Genomic DNA, 22,083 nt, shown 5'->3' with positions numbered 1-22,083 from the left:
GCGCCGGCGGGCGGGTGCTCCGTCACCGCCACCCGACGCCGCCCGACATGTACCGCTACGACGCCATCGACCAACGCCTGGTCGACGAGCGGGTCGCGCAGTTCCGCGACCAGACCGCGCGCTTCCTGCGCGGCGAGCTCTCCGAAGAAGACTTCCGGCCGATCCGGCTGCAGAACGGCCTGTATGTGCAGCGCCAGGCGCCGATGCTGCGGGTGGCCATCCCCTACGGCGAACTGAGCGCCACGCAGCTCAATGCGCTGGCGCGCATCGCCCGCGAATACGATCGGGGCTACGGCCACTTCACCACCCGCCAGAACATCCAGTTCAACTGGCCGGCGCTCGAGCGCGTGCCCGACATCCTGGCCGAGCTGGCCACGGTGCAGATGCATGCCATCCAGACCTCGGGCAACTGCGTGCGCAACACCACGGTCGATCACCTCGCCGGCGTGGCGGGCGACGAGCAGGTCGATCCGCGGCCCTATGCCGAGCTGATCCGGCAGTGGTCGACCTTCCACCCCGAGTTCGCGGCCCTGCCCCGCAAGTTCAAGATCGCGCTCTCGGGCGCGCTTACCGATCGCGCCGTGGTCAAGGCCCACGACATCGGCATCAACCTGCGCCGCAATGCCGGGGGCGAGGTGGGCTTCGAGGTGTTCGTGGGCGGCGGCATGGGCCGCACGCCGGTGCTCGGCCAGTGCCTCCGCGAATGGCTGCCCGAGCGCGAGCTCTTCAACTACCTGGACTCGATGCTGCGGGTCTACAACCTGCACGGCCGCCGCGACAACAAGTACAAGGCGCGCATCAAGATCCTGGTGCGCGAGATCGGACTGGAGGCCTACCGTGACCAGGTCGAGGCCGACTGGCGCGAATCGGGCCAGCCCGCGCCGCTCGCCCCGGCGGTGGTCGCGGCCGTGCGCGCGCAGTTCGCGGCGCCGGTGGAGCCGCTTGCCGATGCACCCTCGGTGGACGCGCTCGCCGCCGGTGGCGCCGAAGCGGCCGAGCTGCTGCCGGCGGACCTGCCGCGCTTTGCCGCCTGGCTGCGGCGCAACACCCACGCGCACCGCCTGGCCGGACGCCGCGCGGTGACGGTGTCGCTCAAGCGCCGGGGCGTGCCACCCGGCGACATCACCGCCGACGAGATGGACGGGGTGGCCTCGCTGGCGACCGCGCACAGCGCCGGCGAGCTGCGGGTGACCCACGAGCAGAACCTGGTGCTGCCCTGGGTGGCCACGGGCAGCCTGCCCGCGCTGTGGCGCGCGCTGGACGCGCTGGGGCTGGCGCAGCCGAACATCGGCCTGGTCACCAACATCATCGCCTGCCCGGGCGGCGACTTCTGCGCGCTGGCCAACGCCCGCTCGCTGCCGATCGCCGCCGACCTGCTCGAGCGCTTCGACCGCGCCGACGACTGGTTCGACATCGGGCCGCTCGACATCAAGATCTCGGGCTGCATCAACGCCTGCGGCCACCACCATGTCGGCCATATCGGCGTGCTCGGCGTGGACAAGCACGGCGAGGAGTGGTTCCAGGTGACGATCGGCGGCCATGCCGGCAACCGGCCCGGCCAGCGCGCCGCCTTCGGGCGGGTGATCGGCCCCTCGTTCTCGGCGGCCGAGGTGGCGCCCGCGATCGAACGCATGATCGAGCGCTACATCAGCCTGCGCGAGCACGAGGACGAGACCTTCGTCGAGGTGGTCGAGCGCGTGGGCATCGAACCCTTCCGGGAGAGCGCGTATGCCGACAGTCATTGACACGCGCGGACCGCTGGCCGACGACCCCTGGCGGCGTCCTCCGGAAGGCGAGCCGATCCCGGCGACCGGCGCGCTGCTGCTCTCGCCCGCCGAGTGGACCGATGGCCGGCTCGCCGTCGCGCGCGCGGCCGGCCGCACCGCGGCCAACGGCCTGTGGCTGGCGCCCGATGCCGACCTCGAGCAGGTCGCCCCGATCCTCACACAGGCCGCATTGGTGGCGGTGCACTTCCCCTCGGCCACCGAGGGGCGCGGATTCTCGATCGCGGTGGTGCTGCGGCGCCGGCTGGGCTGGCGTGGTCTGCTGCGCGCCACCGGCCCGCTCTGGCGCGATCAGCTCTTCGCGCTGCGCCGGGTGGGCTTCGACCAGTTCGAGCTGCGCGAGGGCGAAGACCCGGCGCAGGCCCTGGCCGCCTTCACCACCTTCAGCGACGCCTACCAGACAAGCGTGGATGGTCTGGCCCCGCGCGCGCTGAGCCGATTTGCCGCGGAGCAGACATGAGCACGCCCGTCACGGATGTGGATGCGCTGACCGCATTCCTCGCGCAGGTGGCGCATGAACACGCGCCGCTGGTGCAGGTGAGTTCACTCGGCCCCGAGGACATGCTGATCAGCGAGGCGATCGCCCGCGCCCGGCTGCCGATCCGGGTGGTCACCATCGACACCGGTCGGCTGCCCGTCGAGACCTGCGCGCTGATCGCGCAGGCGCAGGCGCGATGGGCCGCCAGCGGCCTGGCCGTCGAGGTGATCTTCCCCGAGGCGCCGGCGGTCGAGGCCTTCGTGCATCAGCACGGCATCAATGGCTTCTACGACTCGGTGGCGGCGCGCCAGGCCTGCTGCGAGGCCCGCAAGGTGCGCCCGCTGGCCCGCGCGCTCGCCGGGCAGCGCGGCTGGGTGACCGGCCTGCGGCGCGCGCAGTCGGCCGAACGTGCCGGCATCACCGAGATCGCCTGGGACATCCCGCCCGCGGCCGACGCGCCGGGCCGCGTGAAGATCAACCCGCTCGCGCACTGGCGCGACGACGCGCTCTGGGCGGCGCTTCGCGCGCTGGCGGTGCCGGTCAATGCGCTGCACGCGCTCGGCTATACGAGCATCGGCTGCGCGCCCTGCACCCGCGCGGTGGCGCCCGGCGAAGACCCCCGCGCCGGCCGCTGGTGGTGGGAACAGGCCGAGGTGAAGGAGTGTGGCCTGCATGTCGGCGCCGACGGCCGCCTTCGCCGCGGCATCGCCCTGCACACCCCGCCCACCGCGCCCACGCCCGACCATCCCGCAGCGCACACCGAGACCCAGCCATGAATGCCCGAGCCGATGCCGACGCGCTGCGCGCGCGCGATGCCGCCCTGGAGGCCGATGCCCGGCTGAACTGGCTGGAATCCGAGGCCATCCACATCCTGCGCGAGGCCGCCGCCGAGAGCCGCGCGCCGGCGCTGCTGTTCTCGGGGGGCAAGGATTCGCTGGTGCTGCTGCGCCTGGCCGAGAAGGCGTTCCGGCCCGCGGGCTTTCCGTTCCCGCTGCTGCATGTGGACACCGGTCACAACTTCCCGGAGGTGATCAACTTCCGCGACGCCACTGCCGCGCGCCTGGGCGAGCGCCTGCTGGTGCGCCAGGTGGCCGACAGCATCGCCCGCGGCTCGGTGGCCGACCCCGGCCCGCTCGGCTCGCGCAACGCGCTGCAATCGGTGACGCTGCTCGAGGCGGTCGCCGAGCTCGAGTTCGACGCGCTGATCGGCGGCGCCCGCCGCGACGAGGAGAAGGCCCGCGCCAAGGAACGGGTGTTCTCGCACCGCGACGCCTTCGGGCAGTGGGATCCGCGCCGCCAGCGTCCCGAGCTCTGGTCGCTGTACAACGCGCGGGTGGGCCCCGGCCAGCACCTGCGGGTGTTCCCGATCTCGAACTGGACCGAGCGCGATGTCTGGCAGTACATCGCCCGCGAGGGCATCGCCCTGCCCTCGATCTACTTCGCCCACGAGCGCGAGGTGATCGTGCGCGGTGATCGCGTGCTTGCGGTCACCGCCGTGACCCCGCCGCGCCCCGGCGAGACGGTGCGCCGCGAACGGGTGCGCTATCGCACCGTGGGCGACATGACCTGCACCTGCCCGGTGGCCTCGCAGGCCGACACCGTGGCGGCGGTGCTGGCCGAGACCCTGGTGGCGCGGATCAGCGAGCGCGGCGCCACCAGGCTGGACGACCGCACCTCCGAGGCCGCGATGGAAGCGCGCAAGCGCGAAGGGTATTTCTGATGAGCATCCCCACCCTGCAGACCCCGACCGACGCCCCGGCCGGCCCGACAACCCCGCCCGCCCCGGTGCTTCGGGTGATGACCGCCGGCAGCGTCGATGACGGCAAGAGCACGCTGATCGGACGGCTGCTGCACGACCTCGACCGCATCGATGACGATGTGCTCGAGGACCTGCGCCGCGCCTCGCAGCGCCGCGGCCGCGGCGAGCTCGACCTGTCGCTGTTCACCGACGGCCTGAGCGACGAGCGCGAGCAGGGCATCACCATTGATGTCGCCTACCGCTACTTCGCCTTCGGTGGTCGCAGCTTCATCCTCGCCGACGCGCCCGGGCATGTGGAGTACACCCGCAACATGGTCTGCGCGGCCAGCCAGTCCGATGTGGCGCTGATCCTGGTCGATGCCCGCACCGGCCCGCTGGAACAGACCCGCCGCCATGCCCTGCTCGCCTCGCTGATGGGCGTGCCCGAGCGGGTGTATCTGGTCAACAAGATGGACCTGGTGGACTTTGACCGCGGCCGCTTCACCGCCGCGCGCGAGGCCATCGAGGCGATCGAGGCCGGCATCGCCGCGCGCGAGGGCGTCGCGCCGGGCCGGGTGCATGTGCTGCCGATCTGCGCGCTCGACGGCGACCACCTCGCGCGGCGCGGCGATCGCATGGCCTGGCACGAGGGCCCGCTGCTTGCCGACCTGCTGCTGTCGCTGCCGGCGCGCGCCGCGCTCGACGGCAAGGCGCCGCTGCGCTTTCCGGTGCAGGGTCTGATCCGCCCCACCGGTCGCGCCGCGCAGGCCCGCTGGCATGACTTCCGCGGCCTGGCCGGTCGGGTGGAAAGCGGCCGTCTCGCGGTGGGCGACACGCTCGCGGTCGCCGAGCCCGGCCGGGACGAGCCACGCACCGCCCGGGTGAGCGCCATCCTGCTGCACGAGCAGGAACGCCAGCAGGCCCAGGCCGGCGACTCGATCACCCTGGTGCTCGATGCCGACCTCGACATCAGCCGCGGCGCGGTGCTGGTCCATGCCGATCAGCCGGCGGTGTTCACCGACCGGCTCGAAGTCGACCTGTGCTGGATGGACGAGCGGCCCGGCCGGCCCGGCCAGCGACTGCTGGTCAAGCAGGGAACACGTACCCTCGCCGCGCGCATCGAGACCCTGCTGGGCGTGGTCGATGTGAACACCGGCCGCACCGAGCCGGTGACCGATCCGGCCGGCACCCTGCGTCGCAATGCGGTGGTGCGGGCACGGCTGCACACCGAGCGGCCGCTGCTTGACGATGCCTACCGCCAGCTGCCGCGCACCGGCAGCCTGATCCTGCTGGAGCCGGGCGAGTTCGCCACCCTGGCCGCGGGCGTGATCCGTGGCTGAGCCCGCCGCGCCGCGGGTGTGGCTGGTGGGCGCGGGGCCCGGCGACCCCGATCTGCTCACCGGTCAGGCCCTGCGCCTGCTTGCGCGGGCCAGCGTGCTCATCCACGACGCGCTGGTGGCCGAGGCCATCCTCGCGCTCGCGCCGCAGGCCCTGCGGGTGCCGGTGGGCAAGCGGGCCGGCCGGCCGAGCACACCGCAGTCGCGCATCAACACCCTGCTGGTGGACCACGCCCGGGCGCTGCTCGCCGACCCGCGGATGGCGTCCGATCGGCTGGTGGTGCGGCTCAAGGGCGGCGATCCGCTGATCTTCGCCCGGGCCCAGGAGGAGATCGACGCCCTGCGCGCGGCCGGCATCGGCTACGGCGTGGCACCCGGCATCACCTCGGCCCAGGCCGCCTTCGCCGCGCTGGGCACACCCCTGCCCCGCCGCGGCGAGCGCCGCGCGCTGGTCCTCACCACCCCCACGGTGCAGGCCGGCGACGCGGCCGACCTCTCCTGGGCCCGGCCGCTGCTGGCTGCCGGCGGTGGCGCGCTCTACATGGCCGCCGGCTGCGCGGCGCGGGTGCGGGCCACGCTGCTGGTGCTGGGCCTGCCCGCCAGCCTGCCCGCGGCCTGGGTGATCGATGCCTCGCGGCCGACGCAGCGGGTGCTGCGCACCACCCTGGGCGGGATCAACCGTGACGCTCCGGTTGATGGCGCGCCGGCCCTGCTGGTGCTCGGCTGCGATGCCCAGGCCGTGACACCTGCGCTCGCTGCCGAAACGCTCGCCGACAAAGCCAGCGCCCACTGACATCGCGGCGGCTATGCTCTCGGCTGCCCGATGACTGGAGCGCCGATGCAGCGCTTTACCCTTCCGCTGGCCGGCGGCCATATCTCCGGCCTGAACTTCGGACCGGCCCACGGCCGGATTGACCTGGTCTTCCTGCATGCCACCGGGTTCAACGCGCTGACCTACCGCCAGCTGCTCGCGCCGCTGGCCCCGCCCTGGCGGGTGGTGGCGCTCGACCTGCGCGGCCATGGCCTGAGCAGCCTGCCGGCGCGCCCGGGGCGGCTCATGCACTGGCAGGGCTATGCCACCGATGTGATCGCGGCCATCGACCAGCTCAGCCGCGGCCAGGGCAGCCCCCGCGTGATCGCCGGACACTCCATGGGCGCCACGGTCGCCCTGCTCGCGCTCGCCCGCCGACCCGACCTTGCCGGTGGGCTGCTGATGATCGATCCCGCCACCGTGCCCTCGGCCTGGCGCCGCTGGCTGCTGCTGCCCTTCGCGCCGCGGCTGTTGCGCCGGCGCCTGCCGATTGCCCGCGCCGCCGGCCGGCGGCGGGCCGACTTCGACAGCCCCGCCGCGGCGCTGGCGAGCTACACCGGCCGCGGCGCCTTCAGGACCTGGCAGCCCGGCTTCCTCGAGGACTATGTGGCCGACGGCGTCGGCCCGGCCCCGGGCGGCGGCGTGCGGCTGCGCTGCAGCCCGGCCTGGGAGAGCGCCACCTTCGCGGCGCACCGCCATGACACCCTGGCCGCGCTGCGCGCCCTGCGGGTGCCGGCGCGGCTGCTGGTGGCTGGGCATGGCTCGACCACCGCCCAGATGCTGCCCGAGATCCGCGTGGCCGCCCCAGGCGTCACGATCGAAACGCTGCAAGCCTGCACTCACTTCATCCCGATGGAAGCGCCCCAGACCGTGCGCGAGCACCTGCTCGCGCTGGCCACGGCCACGGCCTGAGCAGCGCGCCGCGGCCGGCCGGTGCCGCATACTTCCGGGCTTTCCCGCAACGGCGCACCCCCCATGTGGTTCAGGAACCTGATCGTCTACACCCTGCCCGGCACGCTGCCCCTCAGCGCCGAGGAACTCGGCCCGCTGCTCGCCCCGCAGGCCTTCATCCCCGGCGGCCGGCTGGAAGCCCTGCGGGTGGGCTGGGCACCGCCACAGCCCGACGACCCGGCCCTGGTCTGCTCGGTGGGCGGCCAGCTGCTGCTGAGCCTGCGCCAGGAGAAGAAGCTGCTGCCGGCCCGCGTGATCACCCAGACCGTGGCCGAACGCGCGCGCCTCATCGAGGCCGAAGAGGGCTTCAAGCCCGGCCGCAAGCGGCTGCGCGAGCTCAAGGACCAGGTCCGTGACGAGCTCCTGCCCCGGGCCTTCAGCCTGAGCAGCGACACCCGGGTGTGGATCGATCCGGCCGCGCGCCGGCTGGCGGTGGAGGCGGTCTCGGCCGCCCGGGCCGACGAGGTGGTGGGCCTGCTGCTCAAGGCGGTGGAGGGCCTGGTGATCCGCCCGCTGCGCACCGAGGCCTCGCCGGCCGGCGAGATGACCGCCTGGCTGGCCGAGGGCGAGGCGCCGGCAGGCTTCACCATCGACCAGGACGCCGAGCTGCGGGCCCGCGACTCGAAGGCGAGCGTGCGCTTCGCCAACCAGACCCTGGATCACGAGGACATCCTGCGCCACACCCGCGCGGGCAAGCAGTGCGCGCGGCTCGCACTCACCTGGTCGGCGCGGGTGGCCTTCGTGCTCACCGACCGGATGGAGATCCGCCGCATCCGGCCGCAGGATGTCATCAAGGAGACCGCCGCCGGCCACGAGGGCGACGCGGCCGAACGCTTCGCGAGCGACATGAGCCTGATGACCGGCGAACTCTCGCGCCTGCTCGATGCGCTGATCGCGGCCCTGGGCGGCGCCCAGGCGGCGGTATAGTCGCACTGCCCTGATGCCCCGCACTGCCCCGCCAACCCGCCTTTCGTTTCCCGCCAGGAGCCTGCCTTGAGCCATGTCGTCGCTGCCCCCGCGCCGGTGGAGATCCCCGTCGCCGGCACCCAACAGACCTTCCCGGTGCGCCGCGTCTACTGCGTCGGCCGCAACTATGTCGAGCACGCCAAGGAAATGGGCTTCACCGGCCGCGAGCCGCCCTTCTTCTTCATGAAGCCGGCCGACGCCCTGGTGGTGGTGCCCGAGGGGAGCACCGGCGTGATGCCCTACCCCGCGCGCACCAGCGACCTGCACCACGAGATCGAGCTGGTGGCGGCCATCGGCAAGGGCGGGCGCAACATCGCCGCGGCCGACGCGCATGCGCATGTCTGGGGCTATGCCATCGGCCTGGACATGACCCGCCGCGATCTGCAGGGCGAGGCCAAGAAGCAGGGCCGGCCCTGGGAAGTGGGCAAGGCCTTCGACCACTCCGGCCCGATCGGCCCGATCCATCCCGCCTCGGCCACCGGCCACTACGTGAAGGGCGCGATCTCGCTCGAGGTCAATGGCGCCACCCGGCAGTCCAGTGACATCTCGCTGCTGATCTGGAGCGTGGCCGAGACCATCGAGCACCTCTCCAGCCTGTTCGAGCTGATGCCCGGCGACCTGATCTTCACCGGCACCCCCGAGGGCGTGGCCGCGGTCGGCCGCGGCGACCTGCTGGTGGGCCGGGTGGCGGGCCTGGGCGAGCTGCGCGTGAAGATCGACTGAGGTCGCCGCCATGCATCCCTGCATCCATGCGGCGCGGTTCCCCGACAAGCCCGCCTACCGGATGGCAGGGTCGGGCGAAACCGTCACCTACGGGCAGCTCGAGGCCCGCAGCAACCAGTTCGCCCAGCTGCTGCGGGCGCGCGGCGTGCGCGCCGGCGAGCACATCGCGGTGATGCTCGAGAACCATCCGAGGTTCTTCGAGATCCTGTGGGGCGCGCAGCGCGCCGGCATCATCTACACCGCGATCAGCTCGCGGCTCACCACCGCCGAGGCCGCCTACATCATCAACGACTGCGGCGCGCGGCTGGTGGTGTCCTCGGCGGCGCTCGCCGGCACCGCCGCCGATCTGCCCGCCCACTGCCCGGGGGTGCACAGCTGGCTGATGATCGACGCGACACCGCCGGGATGGCAGGACTTCGCCGGCACGCTCGCCACGCAGCCCGCCACCCGCATTGCCGACGAGACCGCGGGCACCGACATGCTCTACTCCTCGGGCACCACCGGCCGCCCCAAGGGTGTGTCGGTGCTGCCCGAGCAGCCCGCCATCGACGCACCCGGGCCGGGCATCGAGCTGGCCCGCAGGGTCTACGGCATCGACGAGCACAGCATCTACCTCTCGCCGGCGCCGCTCTACCACGCCGCGCCGCTGCGCTTCAACATGATGGTGATGCGCCTGGGCGGCACCTGCGTGCTGATGGAGCACTTCGATGCCGAGGAGTACCTGCGGCTGGTGCAGGAACACCGCGTCACCCACAGCCAGCTGGTGCCCACGATGTTCGTGCGCATGCTCAAGCTGCCCGAGGCCGTGCGCGCCGCCTATGACCTCTCCAGCCTGCGCTGCGCGATCCACGCCGCCGCGCCCTGCCCGGTGCCGGTGAAGGAGCAGATGATCGGGTGGTGGGGGCCGGTGCTCTGGGAGTACTACGCCGGCACCGAGGGCAACGGCGTCACCATGGTCGGCTCGGCCGACTGGCTCACCCACAAGGGCACGGTGGGCCGCGCGATGATCGGCGAGCTGCGCATCTGCGACGATGAGGGCAACGCGCTGCCGGTGGGCGAGGAGGGCACGGTCTACTTCGCCAACGGCAAGCCCTTCGCGTACCACAACGATGCCGACAAGACCGCGCAGTCGCGCAACCGCCATGGCTGGACCACGCTGGGCGATGTCGGACGGGTGGACGCCGAGGGCTACCTCTACCTCACCGACCGCAAGGCCTACATGATCATTTCCGGCGGGGTGAACATCTACCCGCAGGAGGCCGAGAATCTGCTGGTCACCCACCCCGAGGTGGTCGATGTGGCGGTGTTCGGCGTGCCCGACGAGGAGTTCGGCGAGCAGGTGAAGGCCGTGGTCCAGCCACGCGACATGGCCCGCGCCGGCCCCGCTCTGGAAGCCGAGCTGATCGCCTGGTGCCGCGAGCGGCTGGCCCACATCAAGTGCCCGCGCAGCATCGACTTCGAGGCCGAGTTGCCGCGCCATCCCACCGGCAAGCTCTACAAGCGGCTGCTGCGCGACCGCTACTGGCAGGGCCGCAGCACGCGCATCGCCTAGCGCGACTTTGCCGACGCCGGGCGGCTGAGCGCCTGTCGCACAGCGCCGGCAAACGCGTGGGCGATCGCCGGCAGCTGCCGGCCGGCGAGGTGGGCCAGCACCAGATCGCCACGCGGAAAGCCGGCGTCGTCGACCACCCGGGCCACCAGATCGGCACGGCCGATCAGCGCGCCGATGCCGATCTGAAAGCTGATCGACTCGCGGTCTTCCAGGCAGCTGCGCAGGAACTCGAAGCTGTTGCTCTCGATGACCGGGCGCAGCCGCACCGAGCTGCGCACAAGGAATCGCTCGAGCATCTGGCGCCCGCCGGTGTCGCGGTCGGGCAGGGCCAGCGGCCACTCGGCGCACTCGCGCAGCCGCACGCCAGCGCGGCCCGCGCGCGCGAGCGGGTGCTCGGCATGCATGATCGCGTGCAGCCGCTGCTCGAGCAGCACCTGACGCTCCACCCCGGGCTGCGCCGGCAGGTTGAACACCAGCGCCAGATCGATCTCGAAGGCGCGCAGCGCGGTCAGCGCCTGGCCGTGGTCGAACACCCGCACCTGGAAGTCCACCAGCGGATGGCTGCGCCGGAAGCGCGCGATCACCGGCGCGAGAAAGGACGGCGCCAGCGCCTGGCTGATCGCCACCCGCACGGTGCCGCGACGCAGCCCGCGCAACTCCTCGATGCGCGAGCGGACATGGTCGAGCGCCGCGGCCCGGCTGCGCACATAGTCGATGAAGAGTTCGCCGGCAGCGGTGAGGCGCATGCCGCGCGGCAGCCGCTCGAAGATCGGCGTGCCGAGTTCCTCCTCGAGGTCGAGCAACCGGCGGTTGACCGCCGAGGGCGCGACATGCAGCCGCTCGGCCGCGCCGCGGATGGAGCCCGCGCGGGCGATCTCGTCGACATAGCGAAGGAAGCGCAGGTGGTTCATGGGCTGCGGTACAGGGATGGGGATGGGGATGGGCCGATCATAGAACCGTTGCCGTTTTGGCAACAGTGCAATGGTCATTCAGCATGCTTGGTGGACGCTTTCAGGCACGGGAGATGCGTGACCTGCCGGCATGACCCGCCGAACCTCCCGCACACGCACCAGCACCGCGCAGCCTGGGGTGGCTGCCCTGCCAACGGGCGCGGCGCGCGCACCACAACCGGGCGTCTACGGCCCGGCCGCGCACAACGCCTGGACGCTGACCGGCGACACGGTCTCGCTGGTGCGGCAGCCGAAGCGGCCGCGCCCGCTCACGCTGCCGGCGCAGCCGCAGGCGCTGCGCCTGGACCTCGCCCGCAGCGCGCTGGTGATCGTCGACATGCAGAACGACTTCTGCCACCCGAAGGGATGGTTCGGCCAGAAGGGCATCGATGTGCGGCCGATGCGCCGGCCGATCCCGGTGATCGCCGGGCTGCTGCCGGCCTGGCGCGCGGCCGGCGGCACGGTGGTCTGGCTGCACTGGGGCGTCCGACCCGACCGGCTGAATCTCAGCCCGACCATCCAGTTCAAGGGGCGCCACCCGCGTGACGGCGGCGCCGATCGGGCGGGTTACGCCGAGGCCTCGCCGGAGGACCGCGGCCTGTCGGTGGTACCGGGCCACTGGGGCGCGCAGGCCGTGGACGAACTGCCGCCCGCGCCCGGCGACATCACGGTCTTCAAGCACCGCCTGAGCGGCTTCTGGGACAACGAGCTCGACAGCGTGCTGCGCGGCCAGGGCCTGCAGACCCTGCTCTTTGCCGGCGTGAACACCGACCGCTGCGTGTTCTCCACGCTGCAGGACGCGGGCTTTCTCGGCTACGACTGCCTGCTGCTGGAAGACGCCTGCAGCACGCCCTCGCCGGCCTATGTCAGCCGCGCCATCCACTTCATCGTGCGACAGCTGCACGGCTTCACCGCCACCGCCGCCGACCTGCTGGCGGCCTTGCCCACGCCCCGTGACAAGGCCCGCACCGTCGGCGCCACGCGCGCGGCTTCCCCTTCCCGACCCAAGAGGAGTTCGACATGAGCCTGATCAACCGGCGCACCGCATCGCGCGCCCTGGCCGGCCTGCTGGCCGCGGCCGGCATCGCCCTGGGCACCGTGCCCGTCGCAGCCACGGCCCAGACCCGCATCAAGATGGTGCTGAACTGGAAGTACGAAGGCCCGCAGGCCTGGTTCTTCATGGCCCAGGACAAGGGCTACTTCAAGGCCGAGGGCCTCGATGTGGAGATCGACCAGGGGGAGGGCTCGGCGGCCTCGATCCCGAAGGTGGCCTCGGGCGCCTATCAGGCCGGCTTCGGCGATCTGAATGCGGTGATCGACTTCTCGGCGCGCCGGCCCGCCGACGCCCCGCTGGCGGTGTTCATGATCTACAACACCCCGCCCTTCACCATCGTGGTCAAGCAGGACAGCCCGATCCGCTCGCCCAGGGACCTGGAGGGCCGCACCGTGGGCGGGCCGGCCAACGACGCCGCGCTGCGTCTGTTCCCGGCCTTCGCGCGGCTGGCCGGCGTCGACGCCTCGAAGGTGTCGATCAGCAACATGGCGCCCAACCTGCGCGAGCAGATGCTGATGCGCGGCCAGGTGGATGCGGTGTTCGGCTTCGTGACCACGGTGAGCTTCAGCGCGAAGGCGATGGGCCTGGACCCGACGAAGGAGCTGCGCTTCATCCGCTACGGCGAGCACGGCATGGATCTCTACTCCAACGCGGTGTTCTTCTCGCGCGGCTTCGTGAAGGACAACCCGAAGGCGGTGCAGGGCTTCCTGCGCGCGCTCACCCGCGCCATGCGCGATGTGATCGCCGACCCCGACGCGGCGATCGAGACCGTGCTCAAGCGCGAGCCCCTGCTCAAGCGCGAGGTCGAGAAGGAGAAGCTGCTGTTCACCCTGCGCAGCGACATGAGCCATCCCGAGCTCGCGCGCCTGGGCGTGGGCGATGTCGATGACGCCCGCCTGCGCAAGGCGATCGGGATCGTGGTCGAGGCCAACCAGCTGCCGCGCAGCCCCGCGCCGACCGAGGTCTTCGACCGCAGCTTCCTGCCGCCGCGCGCCGAGCGCCCGGCCAAGCTCTTCTGAGGCCGATGCCGTGGATCTTCAGCTGACCGACAAGGTGGCGGTGATCACCGGCCCTGCCAAGGGCATGGGTGCGGCGATCACCCTGGCCTTCGCCCGCGAGGGCGCGCGCCTGGTGCTGGCCGGCCGGGACCTCGCCGCCATCGAGCCGGTGGCGCAGCAGGCTCGCGCGCTGGGCGTGCCAGCGATCGTGGTCGCCTGCGACCTCACCGTGGCGGCGCAGACCGAGGCGCTGGCCGCAGCCGCGCTGCAGGCCTTCGGCCGCATCGATGTGCTGGTGAATGTGGCCGGCGGCTCGGGCCCGATCGGCAAGACCGGCTGGGAGACCACGCCCGAGGAGTTCGACGAGATCGTGCAGCTCAACATGAAGGGCTGCTTCAACACCATGCGCGCGGTGCTGCCGACGATGATCGCGCAGCACGGCGGCAAGGTGGTCAATGTGGGCGGCACCTTCGGCATGCGCGGGCGCGCCGGCCGCATGGCCTACTCGGCCTCGAAGTGGGGCCTGCGCGGCATCACCAAGAGCTTCGCGCTGGAGGCCGGGCCGCACAACATCAACATCAACTGCGTGGCGCCGGGCATGGTCGACGGGCCGCGCTTTCGCGAGAAGGTCTGCGCCAACATGGCCCGCACCCTGGGCATCAGCCTGGAGGAGGCGATGACCCGCCATGCCGCCGACTACGCGCTGCGCCGGGTCAGCACCGACGCCGATGTCGCCAACGCCTGCCTGTTCCTCGCCAGCGAGGTGTCGCGCCAGATCACCGGCACCGACCTCCCGGTGGATGGCGGCTGGGCCGCGCTCTGAGGAGGACGCGATGAAACCCGAGATCGACCTGGTGATCCGCGGCGCGCAGGTGGTATCGCCCGAGGCGATCCGCCCGGCGTCGGTGGCGATTGCCGGCGGCAAGGTGGTGGCCGTGGGCCATGACGACCTGATGCCCCCGGCCCGCGAGACCCTGAACGCCGATGGCCTGTACCTGCTGCCCGGCGCGATCGACAGCCATGTGCACTTCCGCGACCCGGGCTATCCGCACAAGGAGACCTGGAAGACCGGGTCGGCGGCGGCCGCCTGCGGCGGCGTGACCACCGTGTTCGAGATGCCCAACACCAACCCGCCCACCGGCACGGTGGCGGCGCTGCGTCTGAAGCAGCAGGCTGCGGCGGCATCCTATGTGGACTACGGTATCCACGGCCTGCTCGGCGACGACACCGTCGACCATCTCGAGGCCTTGCTGGACGCCGGCGTGACCAGCTTCAAGGCCTTCGTGGGCAACACCTTCGGCAACCTGCCCGCGCCCTCGGATGGCGCGCTGCTGGAAGGCTTCGAGAAGCTCGCGCTGCTCGGCTACCGCACCGCAGTGCACGCCGAGAACTCCTCCATCCTGTTCCGCCGCCAGCAGAAGATGCAGGCGGCAGGCCGCATCGATGCCATGGCCCACCTCGCCTCGCGGCCCGCGGTGGCCGAGATCGAGGCGATCGGCCGGGTGATCACGCTGGCGGAGTGGACCGGCGCGCGGCTGCACATCGCCCACCACAGCGCCGCCGACTCCCTCTTCCTGGTGCGCGAGGCCAAGCGGCGCGGTGTGGACATCACCGTGGAGACCTGCCCGCAGTACCTGCTGCTGAACACCGAACGGATGCTCAAGCTGGGCGGCATCATGCGGCTGAACCCGCCCATCCGCGAGGCGCGCCACAACCAGCCGCTGTGGGATGCCCTGGTGGACGGCACGATCGACATGATCGCCACCGACCACGCGCCGCACACCCCCGAGGAGAAGCAGCGCGAAAGCATCTGGGACTGCGACTGCGGCTTTCCGGGCGTCGAGACGCAGATGCCGCTGATGCTCACCGAGATCGGCCGCGGCCGCGCCACGCTCATGGACTACGTGCGCTGGAGCGCAGTGGCGCCGGCGCGCGCCTGGGGCATCTACGGACCCAAGGGCGTGATCGCGCCCGGCGCCGACGCCGACATCGCGGTGGTGGACATGAACCGCACCGCGGTCATCTCCCAGAACGGTCTGCAGTCGATCAGCCGGATCTCGCCCTGGCACGGCCGCGCGGTGCGCGGCTGCCCGGTCCACACCCTGGTGCGCGGCCGCTTCGTGATGCGCGAGGGCCGCCTGGTGAGCGAGGCCACCGGCTGGGGCCGCTCGGTGAAGGAGCGCCAGCAGATGCCGCCGGCTCGCCCGCGCAACACCGAGCTCAGCACGGCCGCCATCCTGACCACGCCGCCCGGCGTGCCGCCCAACGCGCTGCCGGTGCCGGAGGCGCAGCGATGAGCGCCGCAACCGACACCATGGCGACGCATGCGCCCCCCCGACCTGCGGGTGCGCAGCAGGTGCAGGCCTGGCGGGTGCCCTGCCGCGGGCCGGCCGACCTCGGCGGCGTACAGGCGCTGATCGATGCCGGTGAACTGGTGCCCGCCGAGATCGTGGCGGTGATGGGCAAGACCGAGGGCAATGGCTGCGTCAACGACTACACCCGCGAGCTCGCCTCGCAGGCCTGGTGCCACCTGCTCGCACCGCTGCTCGGCTGCACGCCCGCGCAGGTCCACGATCGGGTGGCGCTGGTGATGTCGGGCGGCACCGAGGGCGTGCTGTCGCCCCACTTCACGGTGTTTGCCCGCCGGCAGGTGGCCGCCGACCAGGCCCGACCGGGCAAGCGGCTGGTGCTGGGCATCGCCCATACCCGCGATTTCGCGCCGCATGAACTCGGCCGCGCCGCGCAGATCAGCGCGACGGCCGAGGCGGTGCGCGCCGCGATGCGGGATGCCGGCATCGACGACCCGGCCGATGTGCACTTCGTGCAGGTGAAGTGCCCTTTGCTCACCTCGGCAAAGATTGCCACGGCCCAGGCCGCCGGCATGGCACCGGTCACCCGCGACACCTACGAGTCGATGGGCTGGTCACGCGGCGCCTCGGCGCTGGGCGTGGCGGTGGCGCTCGGCGAAGTCGCGCCCGCAGCCATCGACGAGCACGCGGTGCTCACCGACTGGTCTCTGCACTCGGCGCGCGCCTCGGCCTCGGCCGGCATCGAGCTCGACGGCAATGTGGTGATCGTGTTCGGCGAGGCCGCCGGCAGCGCCTCGGCGCTGCGCATCGGCCACACCGTGATGCGCGACGCGATCGACGCCGCCTCGGTGCGCCGGCTGCTGCGCGAGCGCTTCGCGCTCGACCCCGACACCGATGCGCCGGCGATCGCCGCGCGGCTGGTGAACCTGCTGGCCAAGGCCGAAGCCAGCCCCGAGGGCGCGGTGCGCGGCGCGCGCCACACCATGCTCAACGATTCCGACATCAACGCCACCCGCCATGCCCGCGCCGCGGTCGGCGGGGTGCTGGCCTCGATCGCCGGCCACACCGCGCTCTATGTGTCGGGCGGCGCTGAACACCAGGGCCCGGCCGGTGGCGGACCGGTCTGCGCGATCGTGAGGATGGAACCATGAGCGCCGATGCCGTGATCGACCTGGCCGACGTGACCATGCGCTACGGCGCGGGCGAGGGCGCCACGCTGGCGCTGGAAAGCACCAGCCTGCGCATCGGGCAGGGCGACTTCGTGGCCCTGGTGGGCCCCAGCGGCTGTGGCAAGTCGACCATCCTGAAGCTGGTGGCCGGGCTGCTGCGGCCCAGCGCCGGCGGCGTGATCGTGGGCGGGCGCGAGGTGGGCGCGGTGGGCAGCCAGGCGGTGCGCATCGGGCTGGCCTTCCAGAACCCCACCATGCTGCCCTGGCTCACCATCCGCGAGAACCTGATGATCCCGCTGAAGATCGTCGAGCCCTTCCGCAGCGAGTACCGACGCAAGCGGCGCGGCGAATACGCCGACCGGGCCGAGGCACTGCTCGCGCAGGTGGGCCTTGCGGGCTTCGGCAGCAAGCGCCCCTGGCAGCTCTCCGGGGGCATGCTGCAGCGCGCCTCGCTTTGCCGGGCGCTCATCCACGAGCCGCAGCTGCTGCTGCTCGACGAACCCTTCGGCGCGCTCGACCAGTTCACGCGCGAGGAGCTCTGGGCGATCCTGCAGCAGCTCTGGATCACGCAGCGGCCCACGGTGCTGCTGGTCACGCACGACCTGCGCGAATCGGCCTACCTGGCCAACCGCATCTGCGTGATGAGCGCGCGGCCGGGCCGCATCCTGGAGGACCGTGCGGTGGACTTCCCGCGGCCGCGCACCCTCGAGATGAGCTACGCGCCGCCCTTCGCCGAACTGGTGCAGGCGCTGCGCATGCGCATCGCCCACGCCCGTACCGACACCGCCCCCCTGACCGGAGCCGCCTGATGAGCACTCCCGCCACGCGCCTTCGCCAGCGCCTGCTCTCGGCCGGCGCCCTGATCGGCTTCTTCCTGCTCTGGGAAGCCGGCTGCCGCGCCTTCGGGGTGTCCGACCTGGTGCTGCCGCGGCCCTCGCAGATCCTCGCCGTGCTCATCCAGAAGCTGCCGCTGCTGTGGCCGCACACCGTGCAGACCCTCAGCACCACCCTGGCCGGCTTCGGCCTGGGCGTGCTCGCCGGGGTGCTGATCGGCGTGCTGATCGGCAGCTCGCGGCTGGCCTACGATGTCGCCTACCCGTTGCTGGTGGGCTTCTCGAGCATCCCCAAGGTGGCGGTGGTGCCGATCTTCGTGGTGTGGTTCGGCGCCGGCACGGTGCCGGCGATCATGACCGCGATGGTGATCAGCGTGTTCCCGGTGGTGGTCAACGTGGCCACCGGCCTGGCCACCACCGAGCCCGAGCTCGAGGATGTGCTCAAGGTGCTCGGCGCAAGCCGCCTCGACATCCTCTGGAATGTCGGCCTGCCGCGCGCCCTGCCCTACCTGTTCGCGTCGCTGAAGATCGCCATCACGCTGGCCTTCGTCGGCTCGGTGCTGTCCGAGACCGTGGCCGCCAACAAGGGCATCGGCAACGTGATGATGATCGCCAGCGGCAACTTCGATGTGCCGCTGGTGTTCGCCGGCCTGTTCATCCTCGCCGTGATGGGGGTGGCGCTCTATGCGATCTCTGCCTTCATCGAGGCCCGGCTCACCGGCTGGACCCAGCGCAAGACCGACATGGCGATGGGCTGAGCCCCGGCCGCGCATCCGCTCCCAACCCCTCAGGAGTCTTCGACCATGAGCCTTGCCCCACGCTCGCGCCAACGGCGCGCCGCGCTCGGCGCCGCCGCCGCACTCGGCACCCTCGGCACCCTCGGCACGCTGGGCCTCGCGCCCGCCCGCGCCCAGGAGCTGGTGCCTATCCGCTGCGTGCTGGACTGGAAGCTGCAGGGCATCCATGCCTGGTACTACCTGGCCGAAGACCGCGGCTATTTCGCCGCCGAAAAGATCGCCATGACCATCGACCAGGGCGACGGTTCGGCCGCGGCGGTCACCAAGGTAATGGCCGGTGCCTACCAGGCCGCCTTCGGCGACATCAACGCCATCGCGCAGAACGCGGCCGCAAGGCCGGGCAGCGCGCCGGTGATGGTGATGATGATCTACAACCGCTCGCCCTTCGCGCTGATCACCCGCACCGCGGGGCCGGTGCGCAGCCTGAAGGACCTCGAAGGCCGCACCCTGGGCACGCCGGCTGGCGGCGCGGCGGCGCGCATGTTCCCGGTGCTGGCCGAGAAGGCCGGCCTCGATGCGGCGAAGGTCAAATGGACCAACATGGCGCCCAACCTGCAGGAGCAGTTCCTGTTGCAGGGCCATGTGGATGCGTCGGCGGTGTTCTCGGTAACCGCCTACATGAACCTGATCGCGCAGGGTGTCGATCCCGACAAGGACATCCGCTGGTTCCACTATGCCGATCACGGCATCGACCTCTACGGCAACGGCATCCTGGTCTCGCAGGCCCTGGTCAGGGAGCGGCCGCAGACCGTGGCCGGCCTGGTGCGCGCCATCCACAAGGGCATCCGCGACACCGCCGCCGATCCTGACGCGGCGATCGCGGCGCTGGCCCGGCGCGAGCCGCTGATCAACCGCGATCTCGAGAAGCGCCGGCTGCTCTATGCCCTGCGCACCGCCATGCTCACCCCGGAAGTGCTGGCCGGCGGCTTCGGCGATGTGAGCGACACGCGGCTCGCCAATTCGGTCAACCAGCTCAAGGCTGCCTTCGACCTGCCCCGCGCGCCGGCCGCCGGCGAGATCTTCGACCGCCGTTTCCTGCCGCCGCTCGCGGAGCGTCGCTGGGCCGCGAAGTGAGCGCGGGCCTCGCGTCAACGCTCGATCTGGCCTGGCTGCTCGCCGATCCCGGACGGGCGCCGGCACAGGCCCATCGTCGGCTGCGGATGGCCGAGGGCCGGATCACCGGCATCGAGCCCCTGCCCGGCACGGCCCCCGGCCCGCGCCGGCTGGCGATGCCGGCGCTGGTCAATGCCCATGACCATGCCCGCACCTTCCGCAGCGCCACGCTCGGCGCGGCCGAGCAGCCGCTGGAGACCTGGCTGGCCTGGCTCGGCGTGCTGCCCGGGGTCGATCCCTGGCTTTGCGCCGCCACCTCCTTCGCGCGCTCGGCGCGCAAGGGCGCGGCCCGGGTGATGGTCCACTACACCCGGGTGCAGGGCGGCCGACCCTACCTCGACGAAGCGCTGGCGGTGGCTCGCGCGGCCGGCGATGTCGGCATCCGCATCGGGCTGGCGGTGGCCATCCGCGACCGGCAGGGCATCGGCTACGCCGATGACGACACCGTGCTGGCGGCGCTGCGCCCCGGCATCCGGGCGCGGTGCACGAGCGCCTGTCGGTGCGCGCCGAGCCTCCCGCCGCCCATCTCGCGCGGGTCGATGAACTCGCCACCGCGGTGGACGAGGCCGGGCTTGCCGGACAGGTCTCGGTGCAGTACGGACCGACCGCGGTGCAGTGGTGCAGCCCGGCCCTGCTCGCGGCCGTGGCGCAGGCCTCGGCCGACACCGGCCGCGGCGTGCACATGCACCTGCTGGAGACCCGCTACCAGCGCGAGTGGGCCGACCGGGTGCAGCCCGAGGGCATCGTGCGCATGCTCGATGCGATCGGGCTGCTCAGCCCGCGTCTCACCCTGGCCCACTGCGCCTGGGCCCGCCCCGAGGAGCTCGCGCTGCTGGCCGAGCGCGGCGTGACCATCGCGGTGAACACCTCCTCGAACCTCGGCCTGCGCTCGGGCATCGCGCCGGTGGCCGAGATGCTGCGGCAGGGCTGCCGGGTGGCCATGGGCCTGGACGGCATGGCCTTCGACGAGGACGACGACGGACTGCGCGAACTGCGGCTGGCCTGGGCGCTGCACCGCGGCTGGGGCTTCGAGGAAGCCATGTCGCGGGCCCAGCTCTGGGACTTCGCGCTGCGCCATGGCCGACGCAGCGTCGACGGACCGATGCCGGCCTCGACGGCGGGCGATGCCGCGACCGGCCCGCTGCTCGCGCTGGGCTGCCCCGCCGACGTGCTGGTGCTCGACTGGGAGAGCCTCGACGACGACAGCCTCTTCGCGGATGTGGATCCGCTCGATCTGCTGATGGCACGGGGCCACGGCGGGCATGTGGCTGCGCTCTTCGTGGGCGGTCGGCCCGTGGTGGCCGAGGGCCGCGTCACCGGCGTGGACGAGCCGGCCCTGCGCGCCGAGCTGCTGGCCCGCACCCGCGCGGCGCTGGCCGCCGATCCGCGGGCCGCCGCATGGCGGGCCACGCTGCGCGAGATGGCCGAGGACCTCGGACCCTTCTACCGGCGCGGCGCGCTCGGCTGCTGCTGACCGGCCGCGGCCCTGCTCAGCCCCCGAGCAGCGCCGGGTTCAGCCGCCACGCCGCGTGGTTGAGCGCGCACGCGAACGCCACCCACGCGAGCGTGGGCAGCAGCAGCGCGCCGGCGAGCGGACGCACGCGCCAGAAGGCGATGGTCGTGGCCAGCAGCAGCAGCCACAGCAGCAACGCCTCGGCGAAGGCAATACCGCCCAGCCGGAAGCTGAAGAACAGGAAGGTCCAGGCGAGGTTGGCCAGCAGCTGCGCGACGAACAGCCCCAGCGCGAGCGGCGCGCCGCCCCAGCCGCGCGCGCGCCAGACCAGCCAGGCCGCCACGCCGAGCATGGGATAGAGCACGCCCCAGGCCGGGCCGAACAGCCAGCCGGGCGGCGCCCAGGGCGGCAGGACGAGCTGCTGGTAGAACACCGGCGCGTCACCCGGTGCAAGGCCGCCCGCGGCCGCCACCGCGAACACCAGGCCCAGCCAGGCCGGCAGGCCGCGGGGAATGCGGATCAGCGGGCGCAGCGGCATGGCCGGCGGATGCCATGCGACGCGACGCGAGCCGGCGCGGATCGGCAATGGGTGGTCATGGTCGCGGTCATGCCGGGGCACCGAGCAGCGCCGGCGGCACGCCGCGGGCCAGCTCGGTCAGCACCTCGGCCGCCGGCGCCTCGCGGCAGCCGCTGGTGTTCTGCCCGGCCCACAGGGGCGAGAAATCCGGGCTGCCGGCGGCTTCGGCCGCGGCGCGCAGCGGGCCGATGGCGGTGCTGGCGGTGGGAAAGGCCGGCGCGGCCGGGTCCAGGGGCCCGAGCTCGCGCATCAGCCGGTTCATCAGGCCGCGGGCCGGGCGGCCGGTGAACAGCGTGGTGAGCGCGGTGCCGCGCGCCGGAGCCTCGCGCAGGGCCTGGCGGTGAACCGCGCTGGTGGTGGCCTCGGGGCAGAGCAGGAAGGCGGTGCCCACCTGCACCCCGGCCGCGCCCAGGGCGAAGGCCGCCGCCACGCCGGCCGCATCGGCGATGCCCCCGGCAGCGATCACCGGCCGATCGACCGCACGGACGAT

General features: G+C 72.5%; 23 protein-coding genes. 19 read left to right on the top strand and 4 right to left on the bottom strand.

Annotated elements, in window-relative coordinates:
* The first annotated feature begins 47 nt into the window (after positions 1-47).
* From AC2H6A_RS05495 to AC2H6A_RS05450, 10 genes are all read left to right on the top strand, one after another.
* Positions 48-1,745, top strand: a complete 1,698-nt coding sequence (locus AC2H6A_RS05495) for a nitrite/sulfite reductase (protein ID WP_484272139.1) — start codon at positions 48-50, stop codon at positions 1,743-1,745.
* Complete coding sequence (locus tag AC2H6A_RS05490; protein WP_484272138.1) at positions 1,729-2,244, top strand: DUF934 domain-containing protein; 516 nt, start codon at positions 1,729-1,731, stop codon at positions 2,242-2,244. Before AC2H6A_RS05495 ends, AC2H6A_RS05490 begins: the two co-directional genes overlap by 17 nt.
* On the top strand, positions 2,241-3,038 hold the full coding sequence (locus AC2H6A_RS05485; protein WP_484272137.1) for a phosphoadenylyl-sulfate reductase: 798 nt from the start codon (positions 2,241-2,243) through the stop codon (positions 3,036-3,038). The genes AC2H6A_RS05490 and AC2H6A_RS05485 overlap by 4 nt, the downstream gene beginning before the upstream one ends.
* Entirely contained in the window at positions 3,035-3,982 is a 948-nt protein-coding gene (gene cysD / locus AC2H6A_RS05480; RefSeq protein ID WP_484272136.1) for a sulfate adenylyltransferase subunit CysD, read from the top strand. Before AC2H6A_RS05485 ends, cysD begins: the two co-directional genes overlap by 4 nt.
* Positions 3,982-5,340 (top strand): sulfate adenylyltransferase subunit 1, encoded by a 1,359-nt coding sequence (locus AC2H6A_RS05475; RefSeq protein ID WP_484272135.1) that lies wholly within the window; start codon positions 3,982-3,984, stop codon positions 5,338-5,340. Before cysD ends, AC2H6A_RS05475 begins: the two co-directional genes overlap by 1 nt.
* Positions 5,333-6,130: a uroporphyrinogen-III C-methyltransferase gene (gene cobA, locus AC2H6A_RS05470; protein ID WP_484272134.1), complete on the top strand. Its 798-nt coding sequence runs from the start codon at positions 5,333-5,335 to the stop codon at positions 6,128-6,130. Before AC2H6A_RS05475 ends, cobA begins: the two co-directional genes overlap by 8 nt.
* 45 nt (positions 6,131-6,175) lie before the next feature.
* The gene (locus AC2H6A_RS05465; protein WP_484272133.1) at positions 6,176-7,060 is read left to right on the top strand and encodes an alpha/beta fold hydrolase; all 885 of its coding nucleotides are present in this window, start codon (positions 6,176-6,178) and stop codon (positions 7,058-7,060) included.
* A gap of 63 nt (positions 7,061-7,123) precedes the next feature.
* A complete protein-coding gene (locus tag AC2H6A_RS05460; protein ID WP_484272132.1) occupies positions 7,124-8,026 on the top strand; it encodes a recombination-associated protein RdgC in 903 nt (300 codons plus the stop codon).
* Positions 8,027-8,092: 66 nt separating this feature from the next.
* Positions 8,093-8,788 carry a fumarylacetoacetate hydrolase family protein gene (locus tag AC2H6A_RS05455; protein WP_484272131.1) on the top strand — a complete coding sequence of 232 codons (696 nt, stop codon included), beginning with the start codon at positions 8,093-8,095 and terminating at the stop codon, positions 8,786-8,788.
* Positions 8,789-8,798: 10 nt separating this feature from the next.
* Positions 8,799-10,340: an AMP-binding protein gene (locus AC2H6A_RS05450; RefSeq protein WP_484272130.1), complete on the top strand. Its 1,542-nt coding sequence runs from the start codon at positions 8,799-8,801 to the stop codon at positions 10,338-10,340.
* Here AC2H6A_RS05450 and AC2H6A_RS05445 read toward each other — a convergent pair.
* Positions 10,337-11,251: a LysR family transcriptional regulator gene (locus AC2H6A_RS05445; protein WP_484272129.1), complete on the bottom strand. Its 915-nt coding sequence runs from the start codon at positions 11,249-11,251 to the stop codon at positions 10,337-10,339. The genes AC2H6A_RS05450 and AC2H6A_RS05445 overlap by 4 nt on opposite strands.
* Positions 11,252-11,429: 178 nt before the next feature.
* Between AC2H6A_RS05445 and AC2H6A_RS05440 the strand changes: the two genes are divergently transcribed.
* Genes AC2H6A_RS05440 through AC2H6A_RS05405 form a run of 8 tightly spaced genes read left to right on the top strand, consistent with a single transcriptional unit; the run spans position 11,430 to position 19,524 of the window.
* Complete coding sequence (locus tag AC2H6A_RS05440; protein WP_484272128.1) at positions 11,430-12,314, top strand: cysteine hydrolase family protein; 885 nt, start codon at positions 11,430-11,432, stop codon at positions 12,312-12,314.
* Entirely contained in the window at positions 12,311-13,363 is a 1,053-nt protein-coding gene (locus AC2H6A_RS05435; protein ID WP_484272127.1) for an ABC transporter substrate-binding protein, read from the top strand. The genes AC2H6A_RS05440 and AC2H6A_RS05435 overlap by 4 nt, the downstream gene beginning before the upstream one ends.
* A gap of 10 nt (positions 13,364-13,373) precedes the next feature.
* Positions 13,374-14,165, top strand: coding sequence for an SDR family NAD(P)-dependent oxidoreductase (locus AC2H6A_RS05430; protein ID WP_484272126.1), 792 nt, complete (start codon positions 13,374-13,376; stop codon positions 14,163-14,165).
* Between the two features lie 10 nt (positions 14,166-14,175).
* Entirely contained in the window at positions 14,176-15,639 is a 1,464-nt protein-coding gene (allB, locus tag AC2H6A_RS05425) for an allantoinase AllB (RefSeq protein WP_484272125.1), read from the top strand.
* Positions 15,636-16,802: a cyanuric acid amidohydrolase gene (gene atzD, locus AC2H6A_RS05420; protein ID WP_484272124.1), complete on the top strand. Its 1,167-nt coding sequence runs from the start codon at positions 15,636-15,638 to the stop codon at positions 16,800-16,802. The genes allB and atzD overlap by 4 nt, the downstream gene beginning before the upstream one ends.
* A complete protein-coding gene (locus tag AC2H6A_RS05415) occupies positions 16,799-17,629 on the top strand; it encodes an ABC transporter ATP-binding protein (protein ID WP_484272123.1) in 831 nt (276 codons plus the stop codon). The genes atzD and AC2H6A_RS05415 overlap by 4 nt, the downstream gene beginning before the upstream one ends.
* A complete protein-coding gene (locus AC2H6A_RS05410; protein ID WP_484272122.1) occupies positions 17,629-18,411 on the top strand; it encodes an ABC transporter permease in 783 nt (260 codons plus the stop codon). The genes AC2H6A_RS05415 and AC2H6A_RS05410 overlap by 1 nt, the downstream gene beginning before the upstream one ends.
* 45 nt (positions 18,412-18,456) lie before the next feature.
* The gene (locus AC2H6A_RS05405) at positions 18,457-19,524 is read left to right on the top strand and encodes an ABC transporter substrate-binding protein (RefSeq protein ID WP_484272121.1); all 1,068 of its coding nucleotides are present in this window, start codon (positions 18,457-18,459) and stop codon (positions 19,522-19,524) included.
* A 14-nt stretch (positions 19,525-19,538) separates the two neighbouring features.
* Here the strand turns inward: AC2H6A_RS05405 and AC2H6A_RS05400 are convergent, their stop codons facing one another.
* Entirely contained in the window at positions 19,539-19,709 is a 171-nt protein-coding gene (locus AC2H6A_RS05400; protein WP_484272120.1) for a hypothetical protein, read from the bottom strand.
* Positions 19,710-20,044: 335 nt separating this feature from the next.
* Here AC2H6A_RS05400 and AC2H6A_RS05395 point away from each other — a divergent pair, with 335 nt between their 5' ends.
* Positions 20,045-21,037, top strand: coding sequence for an amidohydrolase family protein (locus tag AC2H6A_RS05395; RefSeq protein WP_484272119.1), 993 nt, complete (start codon positions 20,045-20,047; stop codon positions 21,035-21,037).
* Positions 21,038-21,053: 16 nt separating this feature from the next.
* On the opposite strand, the gene AC2H6A_RS05390 is transcribed toward AC2H6A_RS05395, so the two are convergent.
* Positions 21,054-21,602: a TspO/MBR family protein gene (locus AC2H6A_RS05390; RefSeq protein WP_484272118.1), complete on the bottom strand. Its 549-nt coding sequence runs from the start codon at positions 21,600-21,602 to the stop codon at positions 21,054-21,056.
* A 19-nt stretch (positions 21,603-21,621) separates the two neighbouring features.
* Positions 21,622-22,083, bottom strand: a 462-nt coding sequence (locus AC2H6A_RS05385) for a nitronate monooxygenase (protein ID WP_484272117.1), incomplete at its 5' end; no start/stop codon positions are given.

It is taken from the genome of Quisquiliibacterium sp. (genome assembly GCF_982640115.1).
This window is presented reverse-complemented; position numbering and strand designations above follow the sequence as displayed.

What these genes read in the sequence shown, in the direction of transcription:
- AC2H6A_RS05495 (WP_484272139.1), top strand. Translation starts at nt 48, where the DNA reads ATGTACCGCTACGACGCCATCGACCAACGCCTGGTCGACGAGCGGGTC.
- AC2H6A_RS05490 (WP_484272138.1), top strand. Translation starts at nt 1,729, where the DNA reads ATGCCGACAGTCATTGACACGCGCGGACCGCTGGCCGACGACCCCTGG.
- AC2H6A_RS05485 (WP_484272137.1), top strand. Translation starts at nt 2,241, where the DNA reads ATGAGCACGCCCGTCACGGATGTGGATGCGCTGACCGCATTCCTCGCG.
- cysD (WP_484272136.1), top strand. Translation starts at nt 3,035, where the DNA reads ATGAATGCCCGAGCCGATGCCGACGCGCTGCGCGCGCGCGATGCCGCC.
- AC2H6A_RS05475 (WP_484272135.1), top strand. Translation starts at nt 3,982, where the DNA reads ATGAGCATCCCCACCCTGCAGACCCCGACCGACGCCCCGGCCGGCCCG.
- AC2H6A_RS05465 (WP_484272133.1), top strand. Translation starts at nt 6,176, where the DNA reads ATGCAGCGCTTTACCCTTCCGCTGGCCGGCGGCCATATCTCCGGCCTG.
- AC2H6A_RS05460 (WP_484272132.1), top strand. Translation starts at nt 7,124, where the DNA reads ATGTGGTTCAGGAACCTGATCGTCTACACCCTGCCCGGCACGCTGCCC.
- AC2H6A_RS05450 (WP_484272130.1), top strand. Translation starts at nt 8,799, where the DNA reads ATGCATCCCTGCATCCATGCGGCGCGGTTCCCCGACAAGCCCGCCTAC.
- AC2H6A_RS05445 (WP_484272129.1), bottom strand. Translation starts at nt 11,251, where the DNA reads ATGAACCACCTGCGCTTCCTTCGCTATGTCGACGAGATCGCCCGCGCG.
- AC2H6A_RS05435 (WP_484272127.1), top strand. Translation starts at nt 12,311, where the DNA reads ATGAGCCTGATCAACCGGCGCACCGCATCGCGCGCCCTGGCCGGCCTG.
- allB (WP_484272125.1), top strand. Translation starts at nt 14,176, where the DNA reads ATGAAACCCGAGATCGACCTGGTGATCCGCGGCGCGCAGGTGGTATCG.
- atzD (WP_484272124.1), top strand. Translation starts at nt 15,636, where the DNA reads ATGAGCGCCGCAACCGACACCATGGCGACGCATGCGCCCCCCCGACCT.
- AC2H6A_RS05415 (WP_484272123.1), top strand. Translation starts at nt 16,799, where the DNA reads ATGAGCGCCGATGCCGTGATCGACCTGGCCGACGTGACCATGCGCTAC.
- AC2H6A_RS05410 (WP_484272122.1), top strand. Translation starts at nt 17,629, where the DNA reads ATGAGCACTCCCGCCACGCGCCTTCGCCAGCGCCTGCTCTCGGCCGGC.
- AC2H6A_RS05405 (WP_484272121.1), top strand. Translation starts at nt 18,457, where the DNA reads ATGAGCCTTGCCCCACGCTCGCGCCAACGGCGCGCCGCGCTCGGCGCC.
- AC2H6A_RS05400 (WP_484272120.1), bottom strand. Translation starts at nt 19,709, where the DNA reads ATGGTCATGGGCATTGACCAGCGCCGGCATCGCCAGCCGGCGCGGGCC.